Annotated in this window: 13 protein-coding genes and 1 pseudogene; 6 read left to right on the forward strand and 8 right to left on the reverse strand. The window is 67.2% G+C overall.

Annotation, left to right across the window (positions count from 1 at the left end; genetic code table 11):
- Positions 1-25: 25 nt before the first annotated feature.
- The 6 genes from AC1DX5_RS01090 to AC1DX5_RS01115 all read right to left on the reverse strand — a co-directional run bounded on the left by AC1DX5_RS01090 (position 26) and on the right by AC1DX5_RS01115 (position 8,659).
- Positions 26-3,103, reverse strand: a complete 3,078-nt coding sequence (locus tag AC1DX5_RS01090) for an efflux RND transporter permease subunit (RefSeq protein WP_478013802.1) — start codon at positions 3,101-3,103, stop codon at positions 26-28.
- Positions 3,100-4,137 (reverse strand): efflux RND transporter periplasmic adaptor subunit, encoded by a 1,038-nt coding sequence (locus AC1DX5_RS01095; RefSeq protein ID WP_478013803.1) that lies wholly within the window; start codon positions 4,135-4,137, stop codon positions 3,100-3,102. The genes AC1DX5_RS01090 and AC1DX5_RS01095 overlap by 4 nt, the downstream gene beginning before the upstream one ends.
- Entirely contained in the window at positions 4,134-5,480 is a 1,347-nt protein-coding gene (locus tag AC1DX5_RS01100; protein WP_478013804.1) for a TolC family protein, read from the reverse strand. The genes AC1DX5_RS01095 and AC1DX5_RS01100 overlap by 4 nt, the downstream gene beginning before the upstream one ends.
- Complete coding sequence (locus AC1DX5_RS01105; protein ID WP_478013805.1) at positions 5,477-6,820, reverse strand: HAMP domain-containing sensor histidine kinase; 1,344 nt, start codon at positions 6,818-6,820, stop codon at positions 5,477-5,479. Before AC1DX5_RS01105 ends, AC1DX5_RS01100 begins: the two co-directional genes overlap by 4 nt.
- On the reverse strand, positions 6,813-7,490 hold the full coding sequence (locus AC1DX5_RS01110) for a response regulator transcription factor (RefSeq protein WP_465173871.1): 678 nt from the start codon (positions 7,488-7,490) through the stop codon (positions 6,813-6,815). The genes AC1DX5_RS01105 and AC1DX5_RS01110 overlap by 8 nt, the downstream gene beginning before the upstream one ends.
- Before the next feature lie 107 nt (positions 7,491-7,597).
- Positions 7,598-8,659, reverse strand: coding sequence for a YncE family protein (locus AC1DX5_RS01115; protein ID WP_478013806.1), 1,062 nt, complete (start codon positions 8,657-8,659; stop codon positions 7,598-7,600).
- Between the two features lie 347 nt (positions 8,660-9,006).
- On the opposite strand from AC1DX5_RS01115, the gene AC1DX5_RS01120 reads away from it, so the two are divergent.
- Complete coding sequence (locus tag AC1DX5_RS01120) at positions 9,007-10,086, forward strand: ComEC/Rec2 family competence protein (RefSeq protein WP_478013807.1); 1,080 nt, start codon at positions 9,007-9,009, stop codon at positions 10,084-10,086.
- Positions 10,087-10,214: 128 nt separating this feature from the next.
- Here AC1DX5_RS01120 and AC1DX5_RS01125 read toward each other — a convergent pair whose 3' ends face one another.
- Entirely contained in the window at positions 10,215-11,462 is a 1,248-nt protein-coding gene (locus AC1DX5_RS01125; protein WP_478013808.1) for a mandelate racemase/muconate lactonizing enzyme family protein, read from the reverse strand.
- A gap of 307 nt (positions 11,463-11,769) precedes the next feature.
- Between AC1DX5_RS01125 and AC1DX5_RS01130 the strand changes: the two genes are divergently transcribed.
- The 5 genes and pseudogenes from AC1DX5_RS01130 to AC1DX5_RS01150 form a co-directional block, all read left to right on the forward strand.
- Entirely contained in the window at positions 11,770-14,520 is a 2,751-nt protein-coding gene (locus AC1DX5_RS01130; RefSeq protein WP_478013809.1) for a TonB-dependent receptor domain-containing protein, read from the forward strand.
- Positions 14,521-14,651: 131 nt separating this feature from the next.
- The gene (locus AC1DX5_RS01135) at positions 14,652-17,300 is read left to right on the forward strand and encodes an outer membrane protein assembly factor BamB family protein (RefSeq protein ID WP_478013810.1); all 2,649 of its coding nucleotides are present in this window, start codon (positions 14,652-14,654) and stop codon (positions 17,298-17,300) included.
- A gap of 98 nt (positions 17,301-17,398) precedes the next feature.
- The gene (locus tag AC1DX5_RS01140) at positions 17,399-18,274 is read left to right on the forward strand and encodes an amidohydrolase family protein (protein WP_478013811.1); all 876 of its coding nucleotides are present in this window, start codon (positions 17,399-17,401) and stop codon (positions 18,272-18,274) included.
- A gap of 714 nt (positions 18,275-18,988) precedes the next feature.
- Positions 18,989-19,432 carry a hypothetical protein gene (locus tag AC1DX5_RS01145; protein WP_478013812.1) on the forward strand — a complete coding sequence of 148 codons (444 nt, stop codon included), beginning with the start codon at positions 18,989-18,991 and terminating at the stop codon, positions 19,430-19,432.
- Between the two features lie 142 nt (positions 19,433-19,574).
- Positions 19,575-19,853: pseudogene (locus AC1DX5_RS01150) on the forward strand (hypothetical protein); the annotation flags it as partial.
- A 102-nt stretch (positions 19,854-19,955) separates the two neighbouring features.
- Here the strand turns inward: AC1DX5_RS01150 and AC1DX5_RS01155 are convergent.
- Entirely contained in the window at positions 19,956-21,362 is a 1,407-nt protein-coding gene (locus AC1DX5_RS01155) for a M20/M25/M40 family metallo-hydrolase (RefSeq protein ID WP_478013813.1), read from the reverse strand.
- Between the last annotated feature and the right edge of the window lie 39 nt (positions 21,363-21,401).

The raw sequence follows: 21,401 nt of genomic DNA on the forward strand, positions 1-21,401 counted from the left end.
AGATGTCACGATCCATCGGCCGCCTTCAGGCAGGCGCCAGGACCGGGCCGTCATCGGGCGCCTCCTTCCGCCGCCGGCGCTTCGTCAGCACCAGCACAAGGGTCGGCAGGATCGTCAGGACCAAAGGCGCGCCGATGGCGAGACCGAAGATGATCGCAGTCGCCAGCGGTTTCTGCAGGCCCGATCCCCGGCCGATGCCGAGTGCCAGCGGCAACAGCGTCAGGATCGCGATCAGCGCCGACATCACGATCGGGCGAAGCCGCGCCTTGCCCGCTTCGAGCAGGCTCGTCGCGTCGACCGGCGCATCGGGCACCAACTCGGCCAGGTAGAAGATCGCCAGCTCGGTGATCATGCCGATCACCATGGTCAGTCCCATCAGCGCGGAGATGTCGAGCTCGGTCCCGGTCAGCCACAGGCCGAAAAACACCGCCGCGGTCGACAGCAGAACCGTCCCGATCACCGCCGCGGTAAAGGCCCATTGTTCGTAGAGCAGGGTCAGCAACAGCGCGGAGAGCAGCAGGGCGGCGACGAACACCGTGGTCAGATCGCTGAACGACTGTTTCTGCTGGGCATAGAGCCCGCCATAATCGACCCGGATGGTCGAGGGCAGGTGAAGCGCGGCGACCGCCGCCTGCACTTCCTTGATCCCCGTTCCGAGATCCTTGCCCTCGAGCCGTGCGGTGACGGGGATGAAGGGCGCGAGATCCTCGCGGGTGATCTGGCGCTGGCCGGCGGCGATGCTGACCTGCGCGATGGCCCGCAGTGCCACCGCCCGGCCGTCGGCGGCGCGCACCGTGAGCGCGTTCAGCGCATCGGCGCGCTGGCGCAGTTCCTGCGGCAGGCGGACACGCACGTCGATGACCTGCTCGCCCGACAGGATCTGAGTGGCGACGGTGCCGCCGATCTGAGTCTCGACCTGCTTCGCCACCGCATCGGGATCCAGCCCCGCCAGCGCCGCCGCGGCCCGGTCGACCTTGATGATGATCGCGTCGCCGGCGACGCGCAGGCCGTCCTGCACCTCGACCACGCCGCCGATCTTGCCGATCGTCTCGGCGACCTTGCCCGCTGCGTCCGCGAGCTGCGCCTGGTCGTCGCCGAACAGCTTGACCTCGATCGGCTGGGGCACGGCGGTGAGATCGCCGATCAGATCCTCCATCAACTGCACCGTCTCGATCTGAAGCCCCGGCACGCTTGCCTGCGCCTTGTCGCGGATCTCGGTCATCACTTCGTCGATCGGCCGGCGCGATCCGGATTTCAGGCGGATGAAGAAATCGCCCTCATCGGCCTCGGTCAGGCCGCCGCCGAGCTGCACGCCGGTCCGCCTGGAATAGCCGGTAACCTCGGGTGTCTCGCGGATGATCTTTTCGAGCTGGCGGAGCAGCCGGTCGGTGTCGGACAGCGCCGCGCCCGACTTCGCCTTGTAGTCGAGCACGAAGCCGCCTTCATCCATCACTGGCATGAAGCCCGATTGCAGGTGAGTCCAGGCGAAGGCGCCGATCACGATCAGCGCGGCGACGCCGATCCCGGTGAACAGGCCGGGACGGGCAAAGGCGCGGGTCGCGACCTTCTCGTACCGGCTGCCGAGCGCGCCGGTGAAGCGATCCGCCTTCTCGGCTGCCTCGGCATCCTTTTCGGTGAGCCAGCGATCGGCGATGATCGGCAGCACGAAGCGGGCATAAAGGAGCGAGACGACCAAAGCCGCGGTCATCGTCACCGCCAGCGCCTTGAAGAAGCCGCCGGTGACGCCCGAGATGAAGGCGAGCGGCAGGAACACGACGATCGTCGCCGCGGTCGAGCCGAACAGCGGCTTGGCCATTTCGCGCGCCGCCGCCAGCATCGACGGGCGCTCGTCCCTGTTCTCCGCTTCCTGCAGGCGCCGCATGAGATGCTCCAGCATCACCACCGCGTCGTCGACCACCAGGCCGACCGCCGCGGCCATGCCGCCGAGCGTCATCATGTTGAAGCTCATGTGCAGCGCGTAGAGCGCGAGGCAGGTCGCCGCGAGCACCGCCGGCAGCAGCGCCGCGGTGATGACCATCAGGCGCCAGCTGCGCAGGAACAGGAACAGCACCACGCCGGCCAGCACCGCACCGAGCAGGATGGCGTCGCGCACGGCATTGGCAGCACCCGTCACCAGTTCCGACTGGTCGTAGAAGACGCTGACCTTCACATCGGCGGGCAGCGACGCGCCCTTCAGCCGTTCATCGACCTGTTGCACCAGCTTCACCGCGTCGGCGGTGGGCGTCTGGCGGATATTGACCAGCACGGCGTCAGTGCCGTTCGAGGTGACCTTGGTCCAGGCGGGCGCGGGCGCGCGGCGGATCGTCGCGATCTGACCGAGCGTGGCGACGCCCGCGCCGGGGGTCGTGCCGGCCTTGACCGGGATCGCGGCGATATCGGCTTCGTTGACCAGCCGGTCCTCGACCAGAGCGAGGTAGAGCCGGTGGCGATCCTCGATCTTGCCGACCGCGGCCACGCTGTTCGCGCTGCCAAGCGCGGTGGTGACGTCGGTTATGGTCAGGCCGAGCGTCTGGAGCCGCGCCGGATCGACCTCGACCTCGACCTCGGGGGTCGAGCCGCCCAGCACGTCCACGCCCGCCACGCCGGGCACGGTCGACAGGATGGGCCGAAGCTTGAGCTGGGCGAGCTGCTCGAGCGACACGCCGTCGCGCTTGCTCGACGTCAGCGAGATGCCGAGCACGGGAAAGATCGTGGGGTCCGATCGGCGCACGCTGAAGCGCGTGCCCGCCGGCAGATCGGGCGCGATCGTCGCGAGCGCACCCTGCGTGGCGAGCGTCGCCGCGACCATGTCGTCGCCCCAGCCGAAGCTGATCGCGACCTCGGCCGAGCCGCGGCTGGTGGTCGATCGGATCTGGGTGACGCCGGGGATCGCGCGCAGCGCGATCTCGGCAGGACGGGTGATGTCGGCCGCCATCTGCGCCGCGTCGCGCTCGCCGGCATCGATCGAGACGACGACGCGCGGATAATCGATATGCGGGAACAGGGTGACGGGCAGCCGCGTCGCCGCGACCAGGCCGGCAAGCGTGACCAGGAAGACGCAGAGCCAGATCGACCGGCGATGGCGGTTCAGGACCTCTCTCACTTTGCCGCTCCGCCCTGTTCGGTGACTTTCATGCCGTCCTCGAGCGCGGTGCCGCCCTCCGTCACGACCTTCTCGCCGGGCTGAAGGCCCTTCAGGATCTGGATGCGATCGCCCGCCGAATTGCCGGGCGAAACGTCGCGGCTCTTCGCCACGCCGTTCTTCACGACGAACACATAGCTGCGGCCGCCGTCATCGAGCAGCGCCGCATAGGGGATGGTGATGCCGGTGCTGCTTGCACCGACCTGAAGCGTCGCGCGGAGCGGCTCGCCCGCGCCGAGATGCAGCGCGGCGGGAATGCGGACATAGACCGAGGCGAGTCGGGTGGTCGGATCGATTTGCGGATCGACGCCGACCACGGCCACCCTGGCGGGTGCGCTGCCGTTGATCGTATCGATGCTGATCGGCTGCCCGGGATGGACGCGCTGGGCAAGCACCGGATCCATGCCGAAACGCGCGCGCAGATCACCCTGCGCGGCGACGGTTGCGACGGTCGCGCCTGCCGCAAGCTGGTCGCCCGGCTTGGCGGTCAGGTTGCGCACGGTGCCGGCGATCGGCGCGCGCAGCGCCAGTGCGCCGCCCTTGATGCCCAGATTGGCGCGCGTCGCATTGGCGGTCGCGGCCGCTGCCCGGGCGGTCTCGACATCGGCGTCGCTGACCAGGCCGTCGGCGCGCAGCCGCCGTGCACGGGCATAGGCAGCCCCGGCCGCCGCCGCGTCGCTGCTTGCCTTGGCGATGTCGAGCCGGGTGGTCGGGCTCGGCCGCAGCAGCGCGATGGTCTGCCCGGCGCCTACCGCCGTGCCGGTCGGCGCGACGATCGAGGCGATGATCGCCTCGGCCGGTACCACGACCGACTGTTCGCCGCCGGGGCCGGCCTCGGTCGCGCCATAGACGCTGACGGTGTCGCTCGACGCGCCGGACTCGGCAATGCCGGTGCGGACCTGGGCGACGGCGTCGGGCGCGGCCGCTTCGGGCGCGGCGCCCCCGCCGCAACCGGCGAGCAGGATCAGGGGAATGAGCGGTGCGTAGAACTTCATTTGGTCCATCCTTCGGCGGGGCCGCCCGAGAGCAATTCGAGCGCGATGGTCTGCTCGGCGATCTGCTGGTCGAGCTGGCGGAGGGTGAGGCGACGGTCGCGCAGCGCCTGCGCGGCGGTATCGGCGGTGGCGGGGGCAAGGTCGCCGCGTTTCGCGGCACGCTCGGTGCTGGCGACGAAACGTTCCAGCGCGGGCATCTGCGCGATCAGTTCGGCCTGTTGCCGGCGCATGGTGACGAGCGCACCGATCGCGGCGTCGATCTCGGCGCGGGTCTGGAACAGCCGCGCGTCATATTCGGCACGGAGCTGCTCGCGGGTCGCCCTGGCGATGGCGATGCCGCCGCGATTGCGGTTCCACAGCGGCAAGGTGAAACCGACCGCCGGGCCGACGGTATAATTGTCCGCCGTGTCGCGCGCGCCCGCCACGGTGAGTGAGAGGTTGGGAAACTGGTCGAGCACGGCCTTGTGCAGATCGGCCTCGGCCACACCATAGCCGGCGCGCAGGGCCTGGAGATCGAGCCGGCGTCCGATCGCCTGGGCGACGAGCGCGGCACTATTGGGCGGCACGACCGGATCGGCGGGCGCGGCGAGGCGCAGCTCGGTCTCGGGTGGCAGGCCGAGCATCCTGTTGAGATCGCCCTTCGCCGCGGCGAGATCGCGCTCGGCGACGCGCAGCTTGTCGGTCATATCGAGCAATGCCTGGCGCCGGCTGTCCAGGTCGCTCGCGGCGATATCGCCGCGGCCGGTGGCGCGCTGAGTCGCCTGGAACAGCTTCTCCGCCGCGGCGGCGCTGGTCCGGGCGATGGCGAGCTGGTCGGTCAGCGCAAGCACGCGCACGCCCTGCAATCGCGCCTGCCCCGCCGTCTGCCATTCGGCCCAGGCGAGATCGAGCCGCACCTGGCGCTTGCTCGCCTCACCCGCTTCGCGCGTGACCCGCGCCGTGCGGAGCTGGCCAATGTCGAGCGCGAGCTGCCCGCCGAACGCGTTGAACACGTCCGGCCCCGACAGGATCTTGTCGAAATTCGCCTGGAAGCTCGGATCGGGCAGCAGCCGGGCGGCAAAGGCCTGGGCGTCGGTCACGCCAGATTTGGCCCGCTGCGCCTTGAGATCGGGATTCTCCAGCACTGCGATCACCGCCAGCGCGTTGGGCGTCAGGGGTTGCGACAGGTCGATCGGTTGCGGCGTCAGGAAGGGCCGGTCGATTGTCGCGGCATCGGCCGAGAGGATCGCGGGGTCGGGTGGCGCAAGCACGTCGGACGGCGCAGACAGCGGCGCGGCCCGATAGGTCTGGCAGCCCGAGAGCAGGCTACCCGCCAACAACAGACCAAGCGAGGCACGCTTCATCGCAGCCTCCGCGGCAGGGTCACCATGAATGTCACTCCGGGATGATTGTCCTCGAGACGCACGGTGCCGCCGTGCGCCCTGGCAATGGCCGCCACCAGGCTGAGGCCCAGGCCGTGGCCGGGCGTGGTGCGGCTGCTCTCCAGCCGCGCGAACCGGGCGAATACGCGCTCGCGTTCCGTTTCGGGAATACCGGGCCCATGATCGCTGACCGCCAGACGCACGCTGTCCTGGTCGGCGGACAGCGCGATGCCGATCGCGGTGCCGGGCGGCGTGTGGCGCAGGGCATTGTCGAGCAGGTTCACGACCAGCTGCGCGATCAGTTCGCGATTGGCCTCGAGGGTGATGTCGGGCGCGATATCGCGCGAAAAGGGCCGCCCGGCATCCTCGGCCGAAAACTGATAGGAATCGGCGAGATCAACCATCAGCCCGCTCAGGTCCAGCGGCGCCATGCGCACGACCGCGCCGCCCGCCTCGACCTCCGAAATGCTGAGGATCGCGGCGAACAGGTCGAGCATGTCCTCGCTCTGCTCGATCGCCTGCCGCATCGCGGTGCGCAGCGCAGGTGCATCGGCATTGCCGGTCAGCGCGATGTCGAGCTTCTGGCGCAGTCGCGCGAGCGGGGTCCGCAGGTCGTGCGCGATATCGCCCGAGACCTGGCGCAGATTGTCGAGCAGCCCGGCGATCCGGTCGAGCATCTGGTTGAGCGTCTCGGAGAGGCGGTCGAACTCGTCGCCGGTGCCCGACAGCCGCATGCGCTGCGAAAGATCACCACCGATGATCGCATCGGCCGTCCGGTTGATCGCACCGAGCCGGCGGCCGAGCGCACCGCTCAGCAGGAAAGCGCCGAGCACGCCGATCGCCGTGATCAGGCCGAAGGCGACCGCGAACAGCGGGATGATCCGGCCGTCCAGCTCCTCGATCGCCTCGGGATCGGCGCCGACGATCAGCGTGCCGCCATCGGCGGTGCGCGAGGTATAAGCGCGGGTATCGTCGAGCTCGCCGTGCCAGAAGAACGTCATGTTGGACCAGCCCGGGGCGGGGATCGCGGTGACTCTCCACCCGGCCCGCAGCCGGCCGGCCCGGTCGAGCAGGGCGTAGCGCATGTCGCCCCGTTCCCGCGCGGTGCGATCGGCGATGACATCGATCAACCCGCCGGCTCCGGGCGTGGCGGCCTCGCGCAGCACCGCGATGCGTTCCGTAACCACGCGCTGCTCGAGCTCATAGCGCAGCTCCTGCCGGATCGCCCAGTACATCGCCGTGCCCAGCGCCAGGATCAGGATGGTGAAGGCGAGGCTGTAAAAGGCCGCGAACCGGAAGGCGGTCGAGGAGGGCCTAAGCATCGGCGTCGAACAGATAGCCGGCGCCGCGCACCGTAAGGATCCGGTCGCGGTCCGACCCGGCATTCAGTTTCGAGCGGAGCCGGCTGATATGGGTTTCGACGATGTTGGTCTTGGGATCGAAGTGAAAGCTCCAGACTCGTTCGAGCAGCATGGTGCGCGTCACCACCCGGCCGGCATTGCGGATCAGTTCCTCGAGCAACGCGAATTCGCGCGCCTGGACATCGATGCGCTGGCCGCCGCGTCGCACTTCGCGCTTCAGCAGGTCCATCTCGACATCGCCCGCGCGCAGCACCGTCTCCGCCGCGACCGCCGCGGGCCGGCGCGCCAGCGCGTTCAGGCGCGCGGTCAGCTCGGTAAAGGCGAAGGGCTTGACCAGATAATCGTCGGCACCGGCCTCGAGCCCTTCGACTCGATCCTCGACCCGGGCCAGCGCCGTCAGCAGCAGCACCGGCGTGGAGATGCCGGCGGAACGCATCGACCGCAGGATCGTCATGCCGTCGATCACCGGCAGCATGCGATCGAGGATGATCGCGTCGAACGGTTCCCCGGTCGCCAGGAACATCGCGTCACGGCCATCGGCCGCCACGGTCACGACATGGCCAAGCTCGCGCAGGCCACGCTTGATATAGGCGCGCGTATCGTCGTCATCTTCCGCGACCAGGATCTTCAGCACTGGCTCCTCCTGCTTCGGCCATCGCCCTTTTGCACCGTGCGGGATTGGTCGCCCTTTTCCCAAACTATACAATGAGCCAATGTTCGGGCGCGGCGGAGGAAAGTCTATTTTTCCGCGACCACCATCAGCCGGAACGTGCCCGGCTTCGGCGTGGGTGAAGGCTTGCCGCCGGCGACGGCCGCCGGCCAGACCAGATCGGCGGTCGAGCTGAAGGCGCGGTGAGTCCTGGGGTCGACCGCCACCGTCTTGGCGTAGTCGTCGATCGGGAGGGTCTGGTCGAGCGCGTAATGCGTCTTGTCGATCTGGTCGAGGATGGTCCAGCCGCCCTTGCGGTTGGCGACGAAGATCCGGTCCTTTGCGTCGTCATAGGCAATGCCGTCGGGGTCTTCGCCGACCTTCGCCGTCGCGACGATCTTGCCGCTGTCGGCATCGACCACCGCGAGGACCGAATTGCCGGCGCAGCCGCTGAACAGCAGCCGATCGGTCGGGTCGAACGCCAGCGGACCGGGGCCCTCGCACCCGTCAAGCTTGATCGTCCGCGTCAGCGTCAGGGTTCTCGTATCGATCTCGGCGATGGCATTGCCCTCCTCGAGATTGACCCAGACCTTGCCCTGGCCGTCGGCCTGGGAGAATTCGGGTCCGTTGGGCAGCTTGATCGTCTTGATGACGACTGCCTTGGCGGGATCGATCACGCTGACGTCAGCCGAGTCGCCGTTAAAGGCGAAGATCATGCCCGATGCCGTATCGTGCACGATCGAATCCGGCTTCTGGCCGGCGGGGATGGCCTTGATCGCCTTGCCGGTGGCGAGATCGAACATGATCACCGCATTCTGCCCGCCATCGGTAACGAAGCCATGGCCACGTGCCGGATCGAGCGCGACGCCGTGCGCCGTCTTCAGCCCGCTCACCGCGAACAGCGGCTTCAGCGTGGCGAGATCGAGCACATGCACCGCGGCCGAATGCGTGACGTAGAGGCGGTTCGCGTCGCTATCAACCAGCAGATAATCGCCGCGACCGTCGCCGGGCAGCGGCACCTTGTCGATCTTGAACGCGGTAGGGGCAGCCGGCGTCGCCGCATTGCCCGCCGGCGCGGAATCGTTGCCGACCGGTGGGTGACAGCCGGCAAGGGCGATCGCAGCGAGCGAACAAGCAAGTAAACTACGCATCAAACCTCCAGATTCCAGTATAGATACCTTGTCCGACGAATGATTACTGCGCCCCGAAACAATAGAAGCAAGACACGTTGATCACTTTGCCCAATGCTACCTCCATCATCTCGTATTCCACGAAATGCCGTCGCCTTTTCGGCTCATCCCGGGGAATATCAAGTTACATATATGTAATGTTTTTTTCTGTAATCTGGCTGTCATCTGAAGGCAGCACGGCCCAGCGCCGTCGCGATGGAACGCCTTCCAGACACGGTGATGGTCACGCCACCTCTCGCCTGTTGAGCGAGGCGAATTGGGATCCGGAAACGACGCGCTATCATCCGCCGCGACAAAGGGAGGATGACGTGCAAGGGCTGAAGACCGGAGCCATCATGGCGATTGCGGCGCTCTGCGGCAGCGCGAGCCCTGCCGCGCGCCAATCCGGAGCCCCCTTGCGGATGGTGCTGATCGACATGGAGGGCGGCGGCGGCGCGCTCTACGTCACGCCAGAGGGCAAATCGCTGCTGATCGATGCCGGCTGGACCGCCGGCATGCCCGACGAAGCCCCGGCATCGCCGACCAGCGCGGCGCGCGTGGTGAAGGCGGCGCGGGCGCTGGGCGTGCGCAGGATCGACATGCTGATCGTCAGCCATTTCCATGCCGACCATGTCGGCGGCGTTGCCGAATTGCTGCGCAGCATGCCGGTCGGCACGATCATCGATTATGGCGCCAGCGTGGAGCCGAAACGCCCCGGCAGCAATCCGCGCGTCACGCCGGACGACCTGTTCAAGGCCTATCTCCCGGTGGTCGCCGGGCGAAGGCGTGTGCTGGCGAAACCCGGCGATCATTTCCAGCTCGGCAGCCTGCGGATCGACATCGTCAACGCCGCGGGACGGGTGATGGCCGGGGCGCTCCCGGGTGGCGGCCAATCCGTGCCGGGCTGCGCGACGATGCCCGATCGCGGCGGCCCGGCCACCAACGAGAATGACGCCTCGATCGGCGTGGTGGCGAGCTTCGGCAAGGCGCGCATCCTCAACCTGTCCGACTCGACCTGGAAGATCGAGAAACGGCTCGTCTGCCCCGTCAACAGGCTTGGCCGTATCGACCTGATGCTGGTGTCGCACCACGGATCGTCGCTCAGCAACAGCCCGCAACTCTACGAGGCGGTGCGGCCGCGCGTGGCGCTGCTCGGCAATGGCGAGACCAAGGGCGGCGACCGCCAGGTGCTGGAGACGCTCGCCGCCGCGCCCTCGCGACCGGCAGTGTGGCAGCTGCATAGCGCGACGCGCTCGCCCGAGCTGGACGTTCCGGCGGCGCGGATCGCCAATCCCGCGGGGCGCCCGGATGGCGCTTATGGCCTGGAGGCGCGCATTTCGGCGAACGGCACGATCCGGATGACGAACCAGGGGTCCGGGTTCAGCGTTACGTACGGACCGAGGCGGTAGCTTTCCTCACTTCGTCATGCTGAACTTGTTTCAGCATCCATGCGCGGTCAGTTGATCCAGGAGCGGCGTCCCTGTGATTCCTGGCCGCGCATGGACCCTGAAACAAGTTCAGGGTGACGGCTATTCGCCTACCAGTTGGTATAAGACCCGTCCGTCCGCTCGCGCACCGGGATCGGTGTGTAGCGTTCCTTATATTCGGCCATCATCTCCAGCTTGGTGAAATCCGCCTCGCAGCCATGGCCGGGCCGGTCGTTGATCAGCATGCGCCCCTTGTCGAAGTCGTAATGGCTTTTGAGATAGGGCCAGCCGCGCCGCCCGGCCGCGCTCATCTCCATCAGCGCCGGCACCGACAGCGCGGCGTTGCAATGCACCAGAGTCGCGGTGGCGATCGGGCCGGTGAAATGCGGGATCATGCCGATATGGTGCGTCTCGCACATCGCGGCGATCTTCATATATTCGGTCACGCCGCCGACATTGGGGATGGTCACCCGGCCATAATCGATCAGGTCGCCCTCGATCAGATGCGCCCAGTCCCATTTGTTGCCGAGCACCTCGCCCACTGCGACCGGCACGTTCACCTTCTGGCGGATGAGCCGGTAGGTATCGAGATTGTCGCTGCGGACCAGATCCTCGACGAAATAGGGGCGCAGCGGCTCGATCATGTTGGCCAGCGCGATCGCGTCGTTCTGGTCGAACTCGCCGTGAAAATCGATCGCCCAGCCGCCGTCGCGGCCACAGCCCTCGCGCGCCTCGCGGCACAGCCCGGCCATGCGCGGGACCTGCTCGAACCGGTCGAACACCGGGCCCTGCGCCGGATCATGGATGCGATAGGTGTGGAAACCCGCTTCCATGCAGGCGCGGGCGCGTTCCCTGTTGCTCGCATTGGGCTGGCCGGGAATGGTGAAACCGGTCGCATAGCATTCGATATGGTCGCGCGATCGGCCGCCGAGCAGCTGGTAGAGCGGCACGCCCAGCGCTTTGGCCTTGATGTCCCACAAGGCCATGTCGAGCGCGCCCAGCGCATGAGTCTTTTCACGGCCGGCGGGGTAGAAATAGGCGCGGTGCATGGTCTGCCAGAGGCGCTCGGTGCGGAACGGATCCTCGCCGATCAGCTGCCCGGCGAGCTGCTCCATCACGTCGGGCGCACCGCCCTCGCCGATGCCGGTGATGCCGGCATCGGTCTCGATCTGTACGATATGCGTGCTCTGGTTGAAGGTCGGCTGATGGACGTTTGGGCGCCCCGCCGCGTCGGTCGGCGTGCGGAAATAGCGGATGCGGGTGATCTTCGCCTTGGGCAGCGCCGCGAGCGCGGGAATGGGAAAGGCCGCCGCGCCGATCGCCCCGGCCGCCGCCATGATGAATTGCCGCCTGTCCACACCATCCTCCGGAACCGCTTGTTATCGGCAAGGTGATGCCCCCAAGGGCGCGCGGGCACAAATGGGCGCGTTGCCTGCCGCCGCGCGATGCTCAACAGGTGAGACCTGCCGCCTCCCGTCTCATTTCCTGAGAGCCATCACCGGGGCTCGTTTGACACCGGGAGGCCATGTTTCCCATTCGTGAGAGGCCAAGAACAAACAGGCCGTCCAGGAAAAAAGCGGGTTCGCCACGGGTGAGCGCCCCTCTGAGGCGGTCATGGGGGACCGGAATAGACCGCAAGACGCGGCCGACATTTGGGGAGGATTTATGTCTAGAAGTTCCACTGCCACGACGCGTTTCGCCGTCTCGCTGCTGTCAGGCGCCGCCCTGCTGGCCTTGGCGACGCCTGCATTCGCCCAGACCGTAGCGGCACCCGCCGATACGTCGCCCGAGGCGGGCGCGCAGGATGACAGCCTGCCCGAGGACATCGTCGTCACCGGCTCCAGCATCCGCGGCGTGCCGCCGACGGGGTCCAACCTGATCCAGGTCGGCGCCGAGGAAGTCGTCAACACCGGCGCCTCGACCACGCAGGAGCTGCTCGCGACCATTCCGCAGCTCAGCACCTTCAACACCGCGCCGCGCCCCGACCAGCGCTCGAACGGCATCATCTCGACCGCGCCGAACATCCGCGGCATCGGCCAGGCGCAGACTCTGGTGCTGATCAACGGCCACCGCCTGGTCGGCGTCGGCCATCTGCAGAACATCCCCGACCCCTCGATCATCCCGCCCTCGGCGATCCAGCGCGTCGAGGTCGTCGCTGACGGCGCCTCCTCGGTCTATGGCTCGGACGGCATCGCCGGCGTGGTCAACGTCATCACCCGCAAGGATTATGACGGGCTCGAAGGCACGTTCCGCGTCGGCTATGGCGACAGCTACAACACGATGAACGCCAATGCGGTCGCCGGCACCAAATGGGATGGCGGCGGCGTGATGATCGCGGGCGAATATTCCAAGACCAGCCGGCTGCGCGCGGTCGACCGCGATTATCTGACGCAGGATTTCACGTCGACCGGCGGCCGCGACAACCGCGCGACCGGCAATGCCTGCCTCTCGCCGACCTACCGCGTCAACACCACGGCGACCGGCGGTCCGACCGGCAACTTCATCCAGCCGGCGACCGGCGCGGTCAGCCCGCGCTGCGACAATATCCGCGATCTCGATCTCTATCCGAGCCAGGAGCGGCTGAGCTTCCTCGCGGCGGGCCATCACCAGGCGGCCGACAATATCGAGCTGTTCTTCGACGCCTTCTATTCGCGCACCCAGACCGACGCCTATCGCGAGTCGCTCTACACCACCAATGTGATGACGCGGAACAACCCCTATTTCCCGACCTTCGTCGCGGCGAACGTGCCGTCGATCAGCGTGACCTATAACGTCAACGCGCTGGACGGCGTGCGCGAGCGCGATACCCAGGACCTGAGCGTCTATGGCGGCACCGTCGGCGCGGGCGTGGATTTCGGCCGGTTCAAATGGACCACCTATGTCACCGGTTCGCGGTCCTCGACCGATCTGCGCGAAGGCAGCTTCAGCCCGGTCGCGGCCGGTGCGCTGATCCAGTCGAGCGACCCGAATACAGCGATCGACCCGTTCGGCGGCCGCACCAGCCAGCAGACCAAGATCACCCTGGCCGACTGGGAGCAGAGCTACCGCTCCAAGCAATATATCTGGGAGGTCAACACCAAGGTCGACGGCCCGCTGTTCCACCTGCCCGGCGGCGACGTGAAGATCGCGGTCGGCGGCGTGCACCGCCAGGAATGGTTCGACGGCCTGTTCACCAACGGCCGCATCAACGCGCTCGAGGGCGTCGGCGCGCAGACCGGCCTGCGCAAGGTCTGGTCGGGCTTCGGCGAATTGTTCGTGCCGATCTTCAGCGGCGACAATGCAATGGGCGGCTTCCAGCGGCTCGATCTCTCGCTGTCGGCGCGTCACGACAGCTATAGCGACTTCGGCAGCACCACCAATCCGAAGGTCGGCGTGAACTGGGAACCGCTCAAGGGCTTCACCCTGCGCGGCAGCTTCGGCACCTCGTTCCACGCCCCGGCCCTGCCCGATCTCTATGGTCCGGATACGCGCGCGGGCTATCTCAGCAATGGCCTCGCCCCTCCCGGCTTCCAGTCGGCCGACGTCCCGGGCGGCATCTTCATCGCCGGCGGCAACCCCAATCTCGACGCCGAAAAGGCGACCACCTGGTCGCTCGGCGTGGATTTCCAGCCGACCTTCCTGCCCGGCTTCAAGGCGAGCGGCACCTATTACAATGTGAAGTTCAAGGGCCGCGTCGCCTTCCCGTCCTCGTCCTTCTTCTACCGGGATCCGGCGTTCAACCAGTTCTTCGTGTCGAACAATGTCTGCACCACCGGCACCTACAACCCCGCCGCGCCCGACACGGTCAATTGCCGGCCGCAGCCGATCCCCTCGGCGCAGGTCTGGTCGATCGTCAAGGACCTGCCGCTGCAGAACTTCCCGACCACGGTGACCGGCCCGAACGACCTGCCGCCGATCTACAGCATCACCATCCTGCGGCGCGCCAACCTGGCCGAGATCGATACCGACGGCATCGATTTCGACATGAGCTATCGCTGGAGCATGTCGGACGTTCAGCTGAGCGCCTCGGTTTCGGGCAATTATGTCCTCAGCTACGACCAGAAGGCGATCGAGGGCGCCGTGCCGATCGACCAGTTCCCGTTCGGCCAGGCCAAGTTCCGCGTCCGCGGCCAGCTCGGCGCGGTGACGGGCCCGGTCACCGCCGTCGCGATGCTCAACTATAGCGACAAGTACAAGAACCAGTATTTCCTGCCGACCAACGTGCAGGCGACCGAGACGATCGACGCCTACACCACGCTCGACCTGCACTTCGGCTACAAGCTGCCGGCGGTGAGCGTGCTGGAGGGGACCGAGCTGGTGCTCGACATCGACAATCTGTTCGATGCCGATCCGCCCTTCGCCCGCGCCGGCAACGGTTATGGCAACGGCAATGTGCTCGGCCGGGTGTTCACCTTCGGCGTGCGCAAGAAGTTCTGATCCCGCCCGCTCCCTCTTCCCGGGGAGCGGCCCCTCGGCCGGCGGGACGATCGCACCCTGCGATCCTCCCGCCGGCCTTTTATCCTTGTTGCACCATGCCGCCACCGGCATGGTGATGGGCGGAGAGTGACATGGGTCCTACGGCGTTGCGGCGTTTCTTCGGGCCCTCGGCAGTGTTTGCCGCCGCCCTGCTGGTTGCCTCCGCGTCGATCGGGGCGCGCATCGCGGCGCCGACCGCGTCACCCGCTCCGGCTGGCTCGACCAACCCCTCCCCGTTCGCCCTGAGCTTGTCGAAGGGCTGTTCTTTCTTCTGCGGAAGCGAAGAGCAGGGCTTCGACAAGCTCAGCCCGAACGGTGGTGGGGGGACGGCTCAGCCCGAGAGCGCCTCGGCCCAGGCCGCGCCACCTGCGGACCTGACCGCGACCGCCGCGAAATTCGAACAGACCTGTGCCGGCTGCCACGGCGCCGGCGGCATCAGCGGCGACCGCGCACCCGCGCTGGCCAACAGCGCCAGGCTGCGCGCGCTGAGCGATGCCGAGATCGGTGCGATCATCCGCAACGGCACCCCGGGCGGCATGCCGCCCTTCGGCTTCGACGATGCCGAGCTCGGCCGCTTCGTCGCGCTGATTCGATCGAAGAACCAGGTCGCCAAATCCGACGCGACCGCTGAGCAGATCGCAGCAGGCGAGGCCCTGTTCCACGGCGAGGGCGATTGCGCGAGCTGCCACATGGTACGGGGGCAAGGCGGCAGCACCGGCCCCGATCTCAGCATGGTCGCTGATCGCTCGACCGTCGCCGACATGGGCCGGATGCTCGACGATCCCAGCGCGATGATGGGCGCGCGCACCACCGCCTCCTGCCCCGGCTGGGCCTTTTGCCCCGATTTCCAATGGTCCGTCGTCAACGTGACGATGAGGGACGGCTCCACCCTGCGCGGCTTCGCCCGCAACGAGGCCGAGCACAGCCTTCAGCTCCAGACGCTCGACGGCCGGATGCTCGCGCTGAGCGATGCGCAATATGCGTCCTACGCCCGCGAGCCACGCTCCTTCATGCCGGCGTTCAAGGGCAGCGCGGCGCAGCGCACCGCGTTGCTCGCCTATCTCTCGACCCTGAAGGGCCAGCGCCTCGGCCCGATCGCGCGCCCGACCATGCCGGCCCCCTCCCCGGCCGAGATCGCCGCGGTGCTGCAGCCGGCACGCGGCGAATGGCCGTCCTATAACGGCACGCCGACCAGCAACCGCCACAGCCCGATCGACCAGATCGACACGGCCAATGTCGGCCAGCTCAAGCTCGCCTGGAGCTTCGCGCCGGGCGGCGTCGGGCTGGAGACCACGCCGGTGGTGATGGACGGCGTGATGTACGTGACCGGCGCCAAGCTGGTCTGCGCGCTCGATGCGAAGACCGGCCGCAGCTTCTGGTGCGCCGCGCGCAACGCGCGCCAGCCCTTGCCCGCGGGCGGCATCGCCGAGCAGCAGCGGTCCGGCACCAACGAGCCCTCCGCCGCGGTCGGCCCGGCCAATGCCGCCCGCCCCTCGGCCGGCGTGGCGAGCGGCAACGGCCCCAATCGCGGCGTCGCGGTGGTCGGCAACCGCGTGATCTTCACCTCGGACGACGGCTATCTCATCGCGGTCAACCGGCTGACCGGCGGGGTGATGTGGACGGTACCGCTGACCGACCCCAAATTCGGCGGGCGCTATTATGCCACGCCGGCGACTCTGGTCATCGGCGACCTGGTCATCTCCGGCGTGTCGGGCGGCGATTCCCCGACGCGCGGCTTCCTGGCCGCGTTCAAGGTCACCACCGGCGAGCTTGCCTGGCGCTTCTGGACCGTGCCCGCGCCCGGCGATGCAGCGGCCAAGACCTGGCAGGGCCCCGACATGGCCACCGGCGGCGCCGCGACCTGGATGACCGGTTCCTATGACAAGGAAACAGACACGGTCTATTGGGGCGTCGGCAATCCCTATCCCTCGACCGACGGATCGGGCCGGCTCGGCGACAATCTCTACGCCAATTCGATGATTGCGCTCGACGCGAAGACGGGCAAGTTGCGCTGGCATTACCAGTTCACCCCGCATGACGTGCATGACTGGGATGCGACCGCGCCGCTGCTGCTGGTCGACGAGGTGTATCAGGGCAAGCCGCGCAAGCTGGTGATGCAGGCCAATCGCAACGGCTTCTTCTATGTGCTCGATCGCACCAACGGCCAGTTCCTGTTCGCCAGGCCCTTCGTCGAGAAGATGAACTGGGCGAGCGGCATCGACGCCAAGGGCCGCCCGATCCTGATCCCGGGCCGCGAGCCGACCGAAGCGGGCGTGTTCGCCTGCCCGGCGGTGCGTGGTGCTACCAACTGGTTCTCGACCGCGTACAGCCCGCAGACCAAGCTGTTCTACCTGATGGCGGCCGAGGATTGCGGCGTGTTCCGCACCAAGGGGCGGATCTACGGCGCCAATGTCGATGTGAAGAGCCCCGGCCAGCGCTTCCTCCGCGCGATCGACCCGCAGACCGGCCGGATCGTGTGGGAAAAGCCGCTGACCGGATCGCATGAAGCCAATTATTCGGGCGTGCTATCGACCGCGGGCGGGCTCGTCTTCCACGGCGAGACCGCGGGCGGTTTTGCGGCGGTCGATGCGAAGACGGGCAAGACGCTGTGGTATTTCCCGACCAACGATGCGTGGCGCGCCTCGCCGATGACCTACATGGTGGAGGGGCGGCAATATGTCGCGGTGGCGGCGGGGTCGAACATCATCTCGCTGACCCTGCCGGAGCGCGCGCCGCAATGAGCCAGGACCTTAGCCGCCGCACCCTGTTGGGAGGCGCCCTCGCCGCCGCTGCTGCATCCAGCCTGGAGGCCGCGGCAGCTCCGTCAGGGCGGGGGGCAATGCCGATGGTGGACACGCATATCCACCTGTTCGACCCCAACCGCCCCCAGGGCGCGCCCTATCGCGGGCCGAAGACCAGCCCGGTGTCGAAGACCGGATCCTTCCCCGCGACCTATCGCAAGGCGCTGCACCGCCACCCGATCGTCGCCGCGATCCATGTCGATGCCAGCCCCTGGATCGAGGACAATCTCTGGGCGCTGCAGACCGCCGAGAGCGACCCGATCATGGTCGGCGTGATCGGCAATTTCCGGATCGAATCCCCCGACTTCCCGGAGATCTTCGCCCGCCACGCGAAGAACCCGCTGCTGCGCGGCCTGCGCTACGGCAATCTGTGGCGCTACGACATCGTCGCGCAATCCCAGCGGCCGGAATTCATCGCCGGGCTGAAGCTGGTATCGGATGCCGGGCTGGCGCTCGACACCGCCAATCCGCGGGTCGACCTGCTCCAGGCAGTGCTGCGGATCAGCGACCGGCTGCCCGATCTGCGCATCGTGATCGACCATCTCTGCAAGCTCGACCCGAAGCCGGAGGAACAGGCGGCCTATGACACGGTGCTACGCGAGATTGCGGGGCGGCCGAATATTTTCGTGAAGCTCTCCTCGAGCCTGCACGAAGGCAATGTCAGCCCCCGCCTGGCCGACCACAAGGCGCGGCTCGATACGCTGTTCGGGACGTTCGGGGCGGACCGGGTGCTGTTCGCGAGCGACTGGCCGAATGTGGAGGGCGATGGGCCGGTGGATGTCGCGGTGGCGATTCTGCAAGAGTATTTTGCGGGGAAGACGCTGGTGGAGCGGGAGAAGTTCTTCTGGCGGAATTCGATTGCGGCTTATCGCTGGGTGGCACGGACGGCGGGGCAGCGGGTGTTGGTGGGATGACCGGGCACAATGTCGGGCTCTGCGGCATGCCGGGCGCTGCGGCGGTCTTGGGCCATTAGCAGAATGGCTGGTTAGGAAGCCGGCGGCAATTGCGGTCGTTAGACCGAGCGATCTCGTTCATTTAACTGGAACTAATGGCCCAGGACGGTTCACATCAGGTGGGTTATTTCGAGCCCCCACCGACTGTTCGACCCGCGGTGCTTGCTATCGTTGATTTGTCCCGATGGGCTCTCGACTAGACCCGGGAGCGTGGTGCTTCTCCCACCCTTCAGCGATGCCGCATTGGCGAGTTAGACGTACCGAAAGAACCTGCTCAATCGGGGGAGCTTGGTTTGTTCGGGTCCGCGCCTGCACCCACGCCGGATGAAAAAGTGACGTTGCCCAACGCACGTTTGGTGTGTGCACAATGGCTCATCGCCGCAGCCAAGTCGCCCTCATCAAAAGGTCGACCATCGAGCGGGAGAAAAAACGAATTACGGTGACAGTGCATTAATTTCAATCTGCTCTGCGCCTCCACCCTTCTAGAATTACGGTGACAGTGCATTAATTTCAATCTGCTCTGCGCCTCCACCCTTCTAGATGTCAGGATTGAATGCCCTGTTACGCAGTCGCTATATGATGCCGCTGATACCCGCCGAGGTGGAAAGCAGAAATTAGCCTCTTGCCGCTACCACATCGCCCATGCGGCTCTCAAAATCGGTCTTCGCACAGGGCATGGCGCTGGTACTCAGCCTGGTTGGCGGCCTGTTATTCTTTCAGCATGTCTGGCCGAGGGCGCCTTGGGGGCAGGCGCATCTGCTGACTGCGGGAACGCCGGCCTTCGCCTGGCTGCCCCCGTTCATCGTCTATATCTCCTGGTCAAATTGCAGGAAACCGCGCCTATTGTGCTCGCTTGGAAATGCCCTGCTGCTTGTCATCTATTTTTTGGCGTTGAACCGCCTGCGTCACGCACAGGAACAACGGTTCTGGAGCCATGCGGATGCGTGCCGGCGTAGCACCGCCTCGGCCTGTCCTGCCGGCTCGTTGATCGCCGACCCGCCGCAACCGCCCGTACATTGGGAGTGGGCCGCGGCCGCCTATTTCATCGCACTTTTTGGATTATATGTCCTCTTGCTCTTCTTGAAGCGAGCACCGGAGCGACAATCGGCCCGTTACTGACGCGCAGGACGAATGAAGGTGGCCAGCCCTACGCCCTCAAAAGCCATCTACCATTAAGCACCACCTCAAGCACATCCTCGGACCCGTTCCTCACCCGGCGAGTTGAATGCCCGTCACCGCACGACGCGACAAGGAGCACCCCATGAGAGTCCGCAAATTCGCCACCGCAGACGCCTCATTCGAGCGCTCGCCCGGACAGGACGCAGACGTGTTCGCCGGCAATGTGGTCGATCAGCGCCATGGCGGGCCGATTACCATCGGCTATGGCAAATACGGGCCGGACCAGAGCCTCGCGGAGACGCTCGCGGTCGACGACGTCATGATCGTGCTGGAGGGGCGGCTATCTGTGTCGAGCGACGCCTGCACCGTCACGGCCGGTCCGGGCGAGATCGTCTATATGCCCAAGGGCGACAAGGTCACCATCCGCTCGCACGATCAGGGCGCGGTCACTGCCTATGTAACTACCCGCACTGGCAGGAGGCGCTTGACTGAGCGCCGCCGCTGCCGATCGGCGCGAACGGTCCTACCGACGCGACCGCGCGTCCGGCGCCTCGGCCGGCGCGTCCGCCGCCAGCTTGCGGAAATCGACGTCGCTATAAGCCGTCGCGTGCAGGAACGCCGCCCAGATCGCCACATTCTGGTTCAGCTTTAGCGGGTCCACCTTGTCCAGCGTGTCGTCGGCCGAATGGTGCAGGTCCATATAGCGCAGCACGCTGTTGCGGAACTCGACCACCGGGGCGCCCGCGCGCACCATCGCCGAGACGTCCGATCCGCCCTGCGTCGCCGGGGTCAGGTCGCTGACCACGCCGAGCGGCGCCAGCGCCAGGCGGAACGCGGCCATCGCCGGATGCGCGTCGGCGCCCTTGGGCAAAGCGGCGTTGTAGACGGTGTCGGCGCCGTCGTCGCTCTCGCCGACCACGACGATCTTCGGCAGTTCGTCCTTGTGCGCGGCGGCATAGGCGGCGCTCGATCCGCCCTGTTCCTCCGATCCCCACAGGACGACGCGGATGGTGCGGCGCGGCTTGCCCTGGCCCGCGGTCGCCAGCTTCGCCGCCGCCATGGTGATGGCGATGCCCGCGCCGTCGTCGATCGCGCCCGTGCCCGGATCCCAGCTGTCGAGATGGCCGCCGAGGATGATCAGCTCGTCGGTCGTGCCGGGGATCTCGCCCGAGATATTATAGGCGGTGGAGGCCGGGTTGGTGGTGGACTGGGTATCGATCCGCACCGTCACCGGCTTGCCGCGCGCCGCCATCCGCTCCAGCAGGTCGGCATCGGGCTTGGACAGCGCGACCGAGGGGATGCCGCCGTCCGCGCCGCCGCCGGTGTGCGGCAGGCGGGTGTCGTCGGTCGACAGCGATCGCATCATATAGCCGATCGCGCCGCGCTTCGCTGCCTCCGCCGCGCCCCGGCTGCGCTGGGCGTTGATATTGGCATAGCCCGAAATGTCCTGGGTCTTCGCCATCACCTGCGTGACGACGGCGATCTTGCCCTTCAGCGATCCTTCCGGCTGGTTGAGGAACGCCTGGTAGCTCCTGAACAGCGCGATCTCGCCGGTGAGCCCGCCCGGCGGCGTCGAGGCCGACCGCCCCAGCGCCAGGATGTGCAGGGGCTGCGGATAGGGGCTGATCACTTCGGCGGTGTCGATCCCGGTCCGGGTCCAGGTCGGCGTGGTGAAGGTCTCGACCTTCACCTTCTGGAAGCCCAGCGCCTTGAGCTTGGCCACGCCCCAGTCGCGCGCGCGGTCCATCGCCGGCGTTCCGACCGGCCGCGGGCCGACTTCGGTGGTCAGCGATTCCAGCACGTCCCAGGCAGTACCGTCGCTCAACGCCCGGTCGCGCACCGCCGCTGCGCCCGCCACCAGATCCTGGGCCTGGGCGGCGCCCGCGAGCGCAAGGACCGCCGCGGCGGCCAGAATGGCTTTGACTGTCACGAGCGCCCCCTCGGAAAAATGCATGGATCGAGCATCGCT

The organism is Sphingomonas sp. P2_B6 (assembly GCF_056404755.1).

What these genes read in the sequence shown, in the direction of transcription:
- AC1DX5_RS01095 (WP_478013803.1), bottom strand. Translation starts at nt 4,137, where the DNA reads ATGAAGTTCTACGCACCGCTCATTCCCCTGATCCTGCTCGCCGGTTGC.
- AC1DX5_RS01100 (WP_478013804.1), bottom strand. Translation starts at nt 5,480, where the DNA reads ATGAAGCGTGCCTCGCTTGGTCTGTTGTTGGCGGGTAGCCTGCTCTCG.
- AC1DX5_RS01105 (WP_478013805.1), bottom strand. Translation starts at nt 6,820, where the DNA reads ATGCTTAGGCCCTCCTCGACCGCCTTCCGGTTCGCGGCCTTTTACAGC.
- AC1DX5_RS01115 (WP_478013806.1), bottom strand. Translation starts at nt 8,659, where the DNA reads ATGCGTAGTTTACTTGCTTGTTCGCTCGCTGCGATCGCCCTTGCCGGC.
- AC1DX5_RS01130 (WP_478013809.1), top strand. Translation starts at nt 11,770, where the DNA reads ATGTCTAGAAGTTCCACTGCCACGACGCGTTTCGCCGTCTCGCTGCTG.
- AC1DX5_RS01135 (WP_478013810.1), top strand. Translation starts at nt 14,652, where the DNA reads ATGGGTCCTACGGCGTTGCGGCGTTTCTTCGGGCCCTCGGCAGTGTTT.
- AC1DX5_RS01140 (WP_478013811.1), top strand. Translation starts at nt 17,399, where the DNA reads ATGCCGATGGTGGACACGCATATCCACCTGTTCGACCCCAACCGCCCC.
- AC1DX5_RS01145 (WP_478013812.1), top strand. Translation starts at nt 18,989, where the DNA reads ATGGCGCTGGTACTCAGCCTGGTTGGCGGCCTGTTATTCTTTCAGCAT.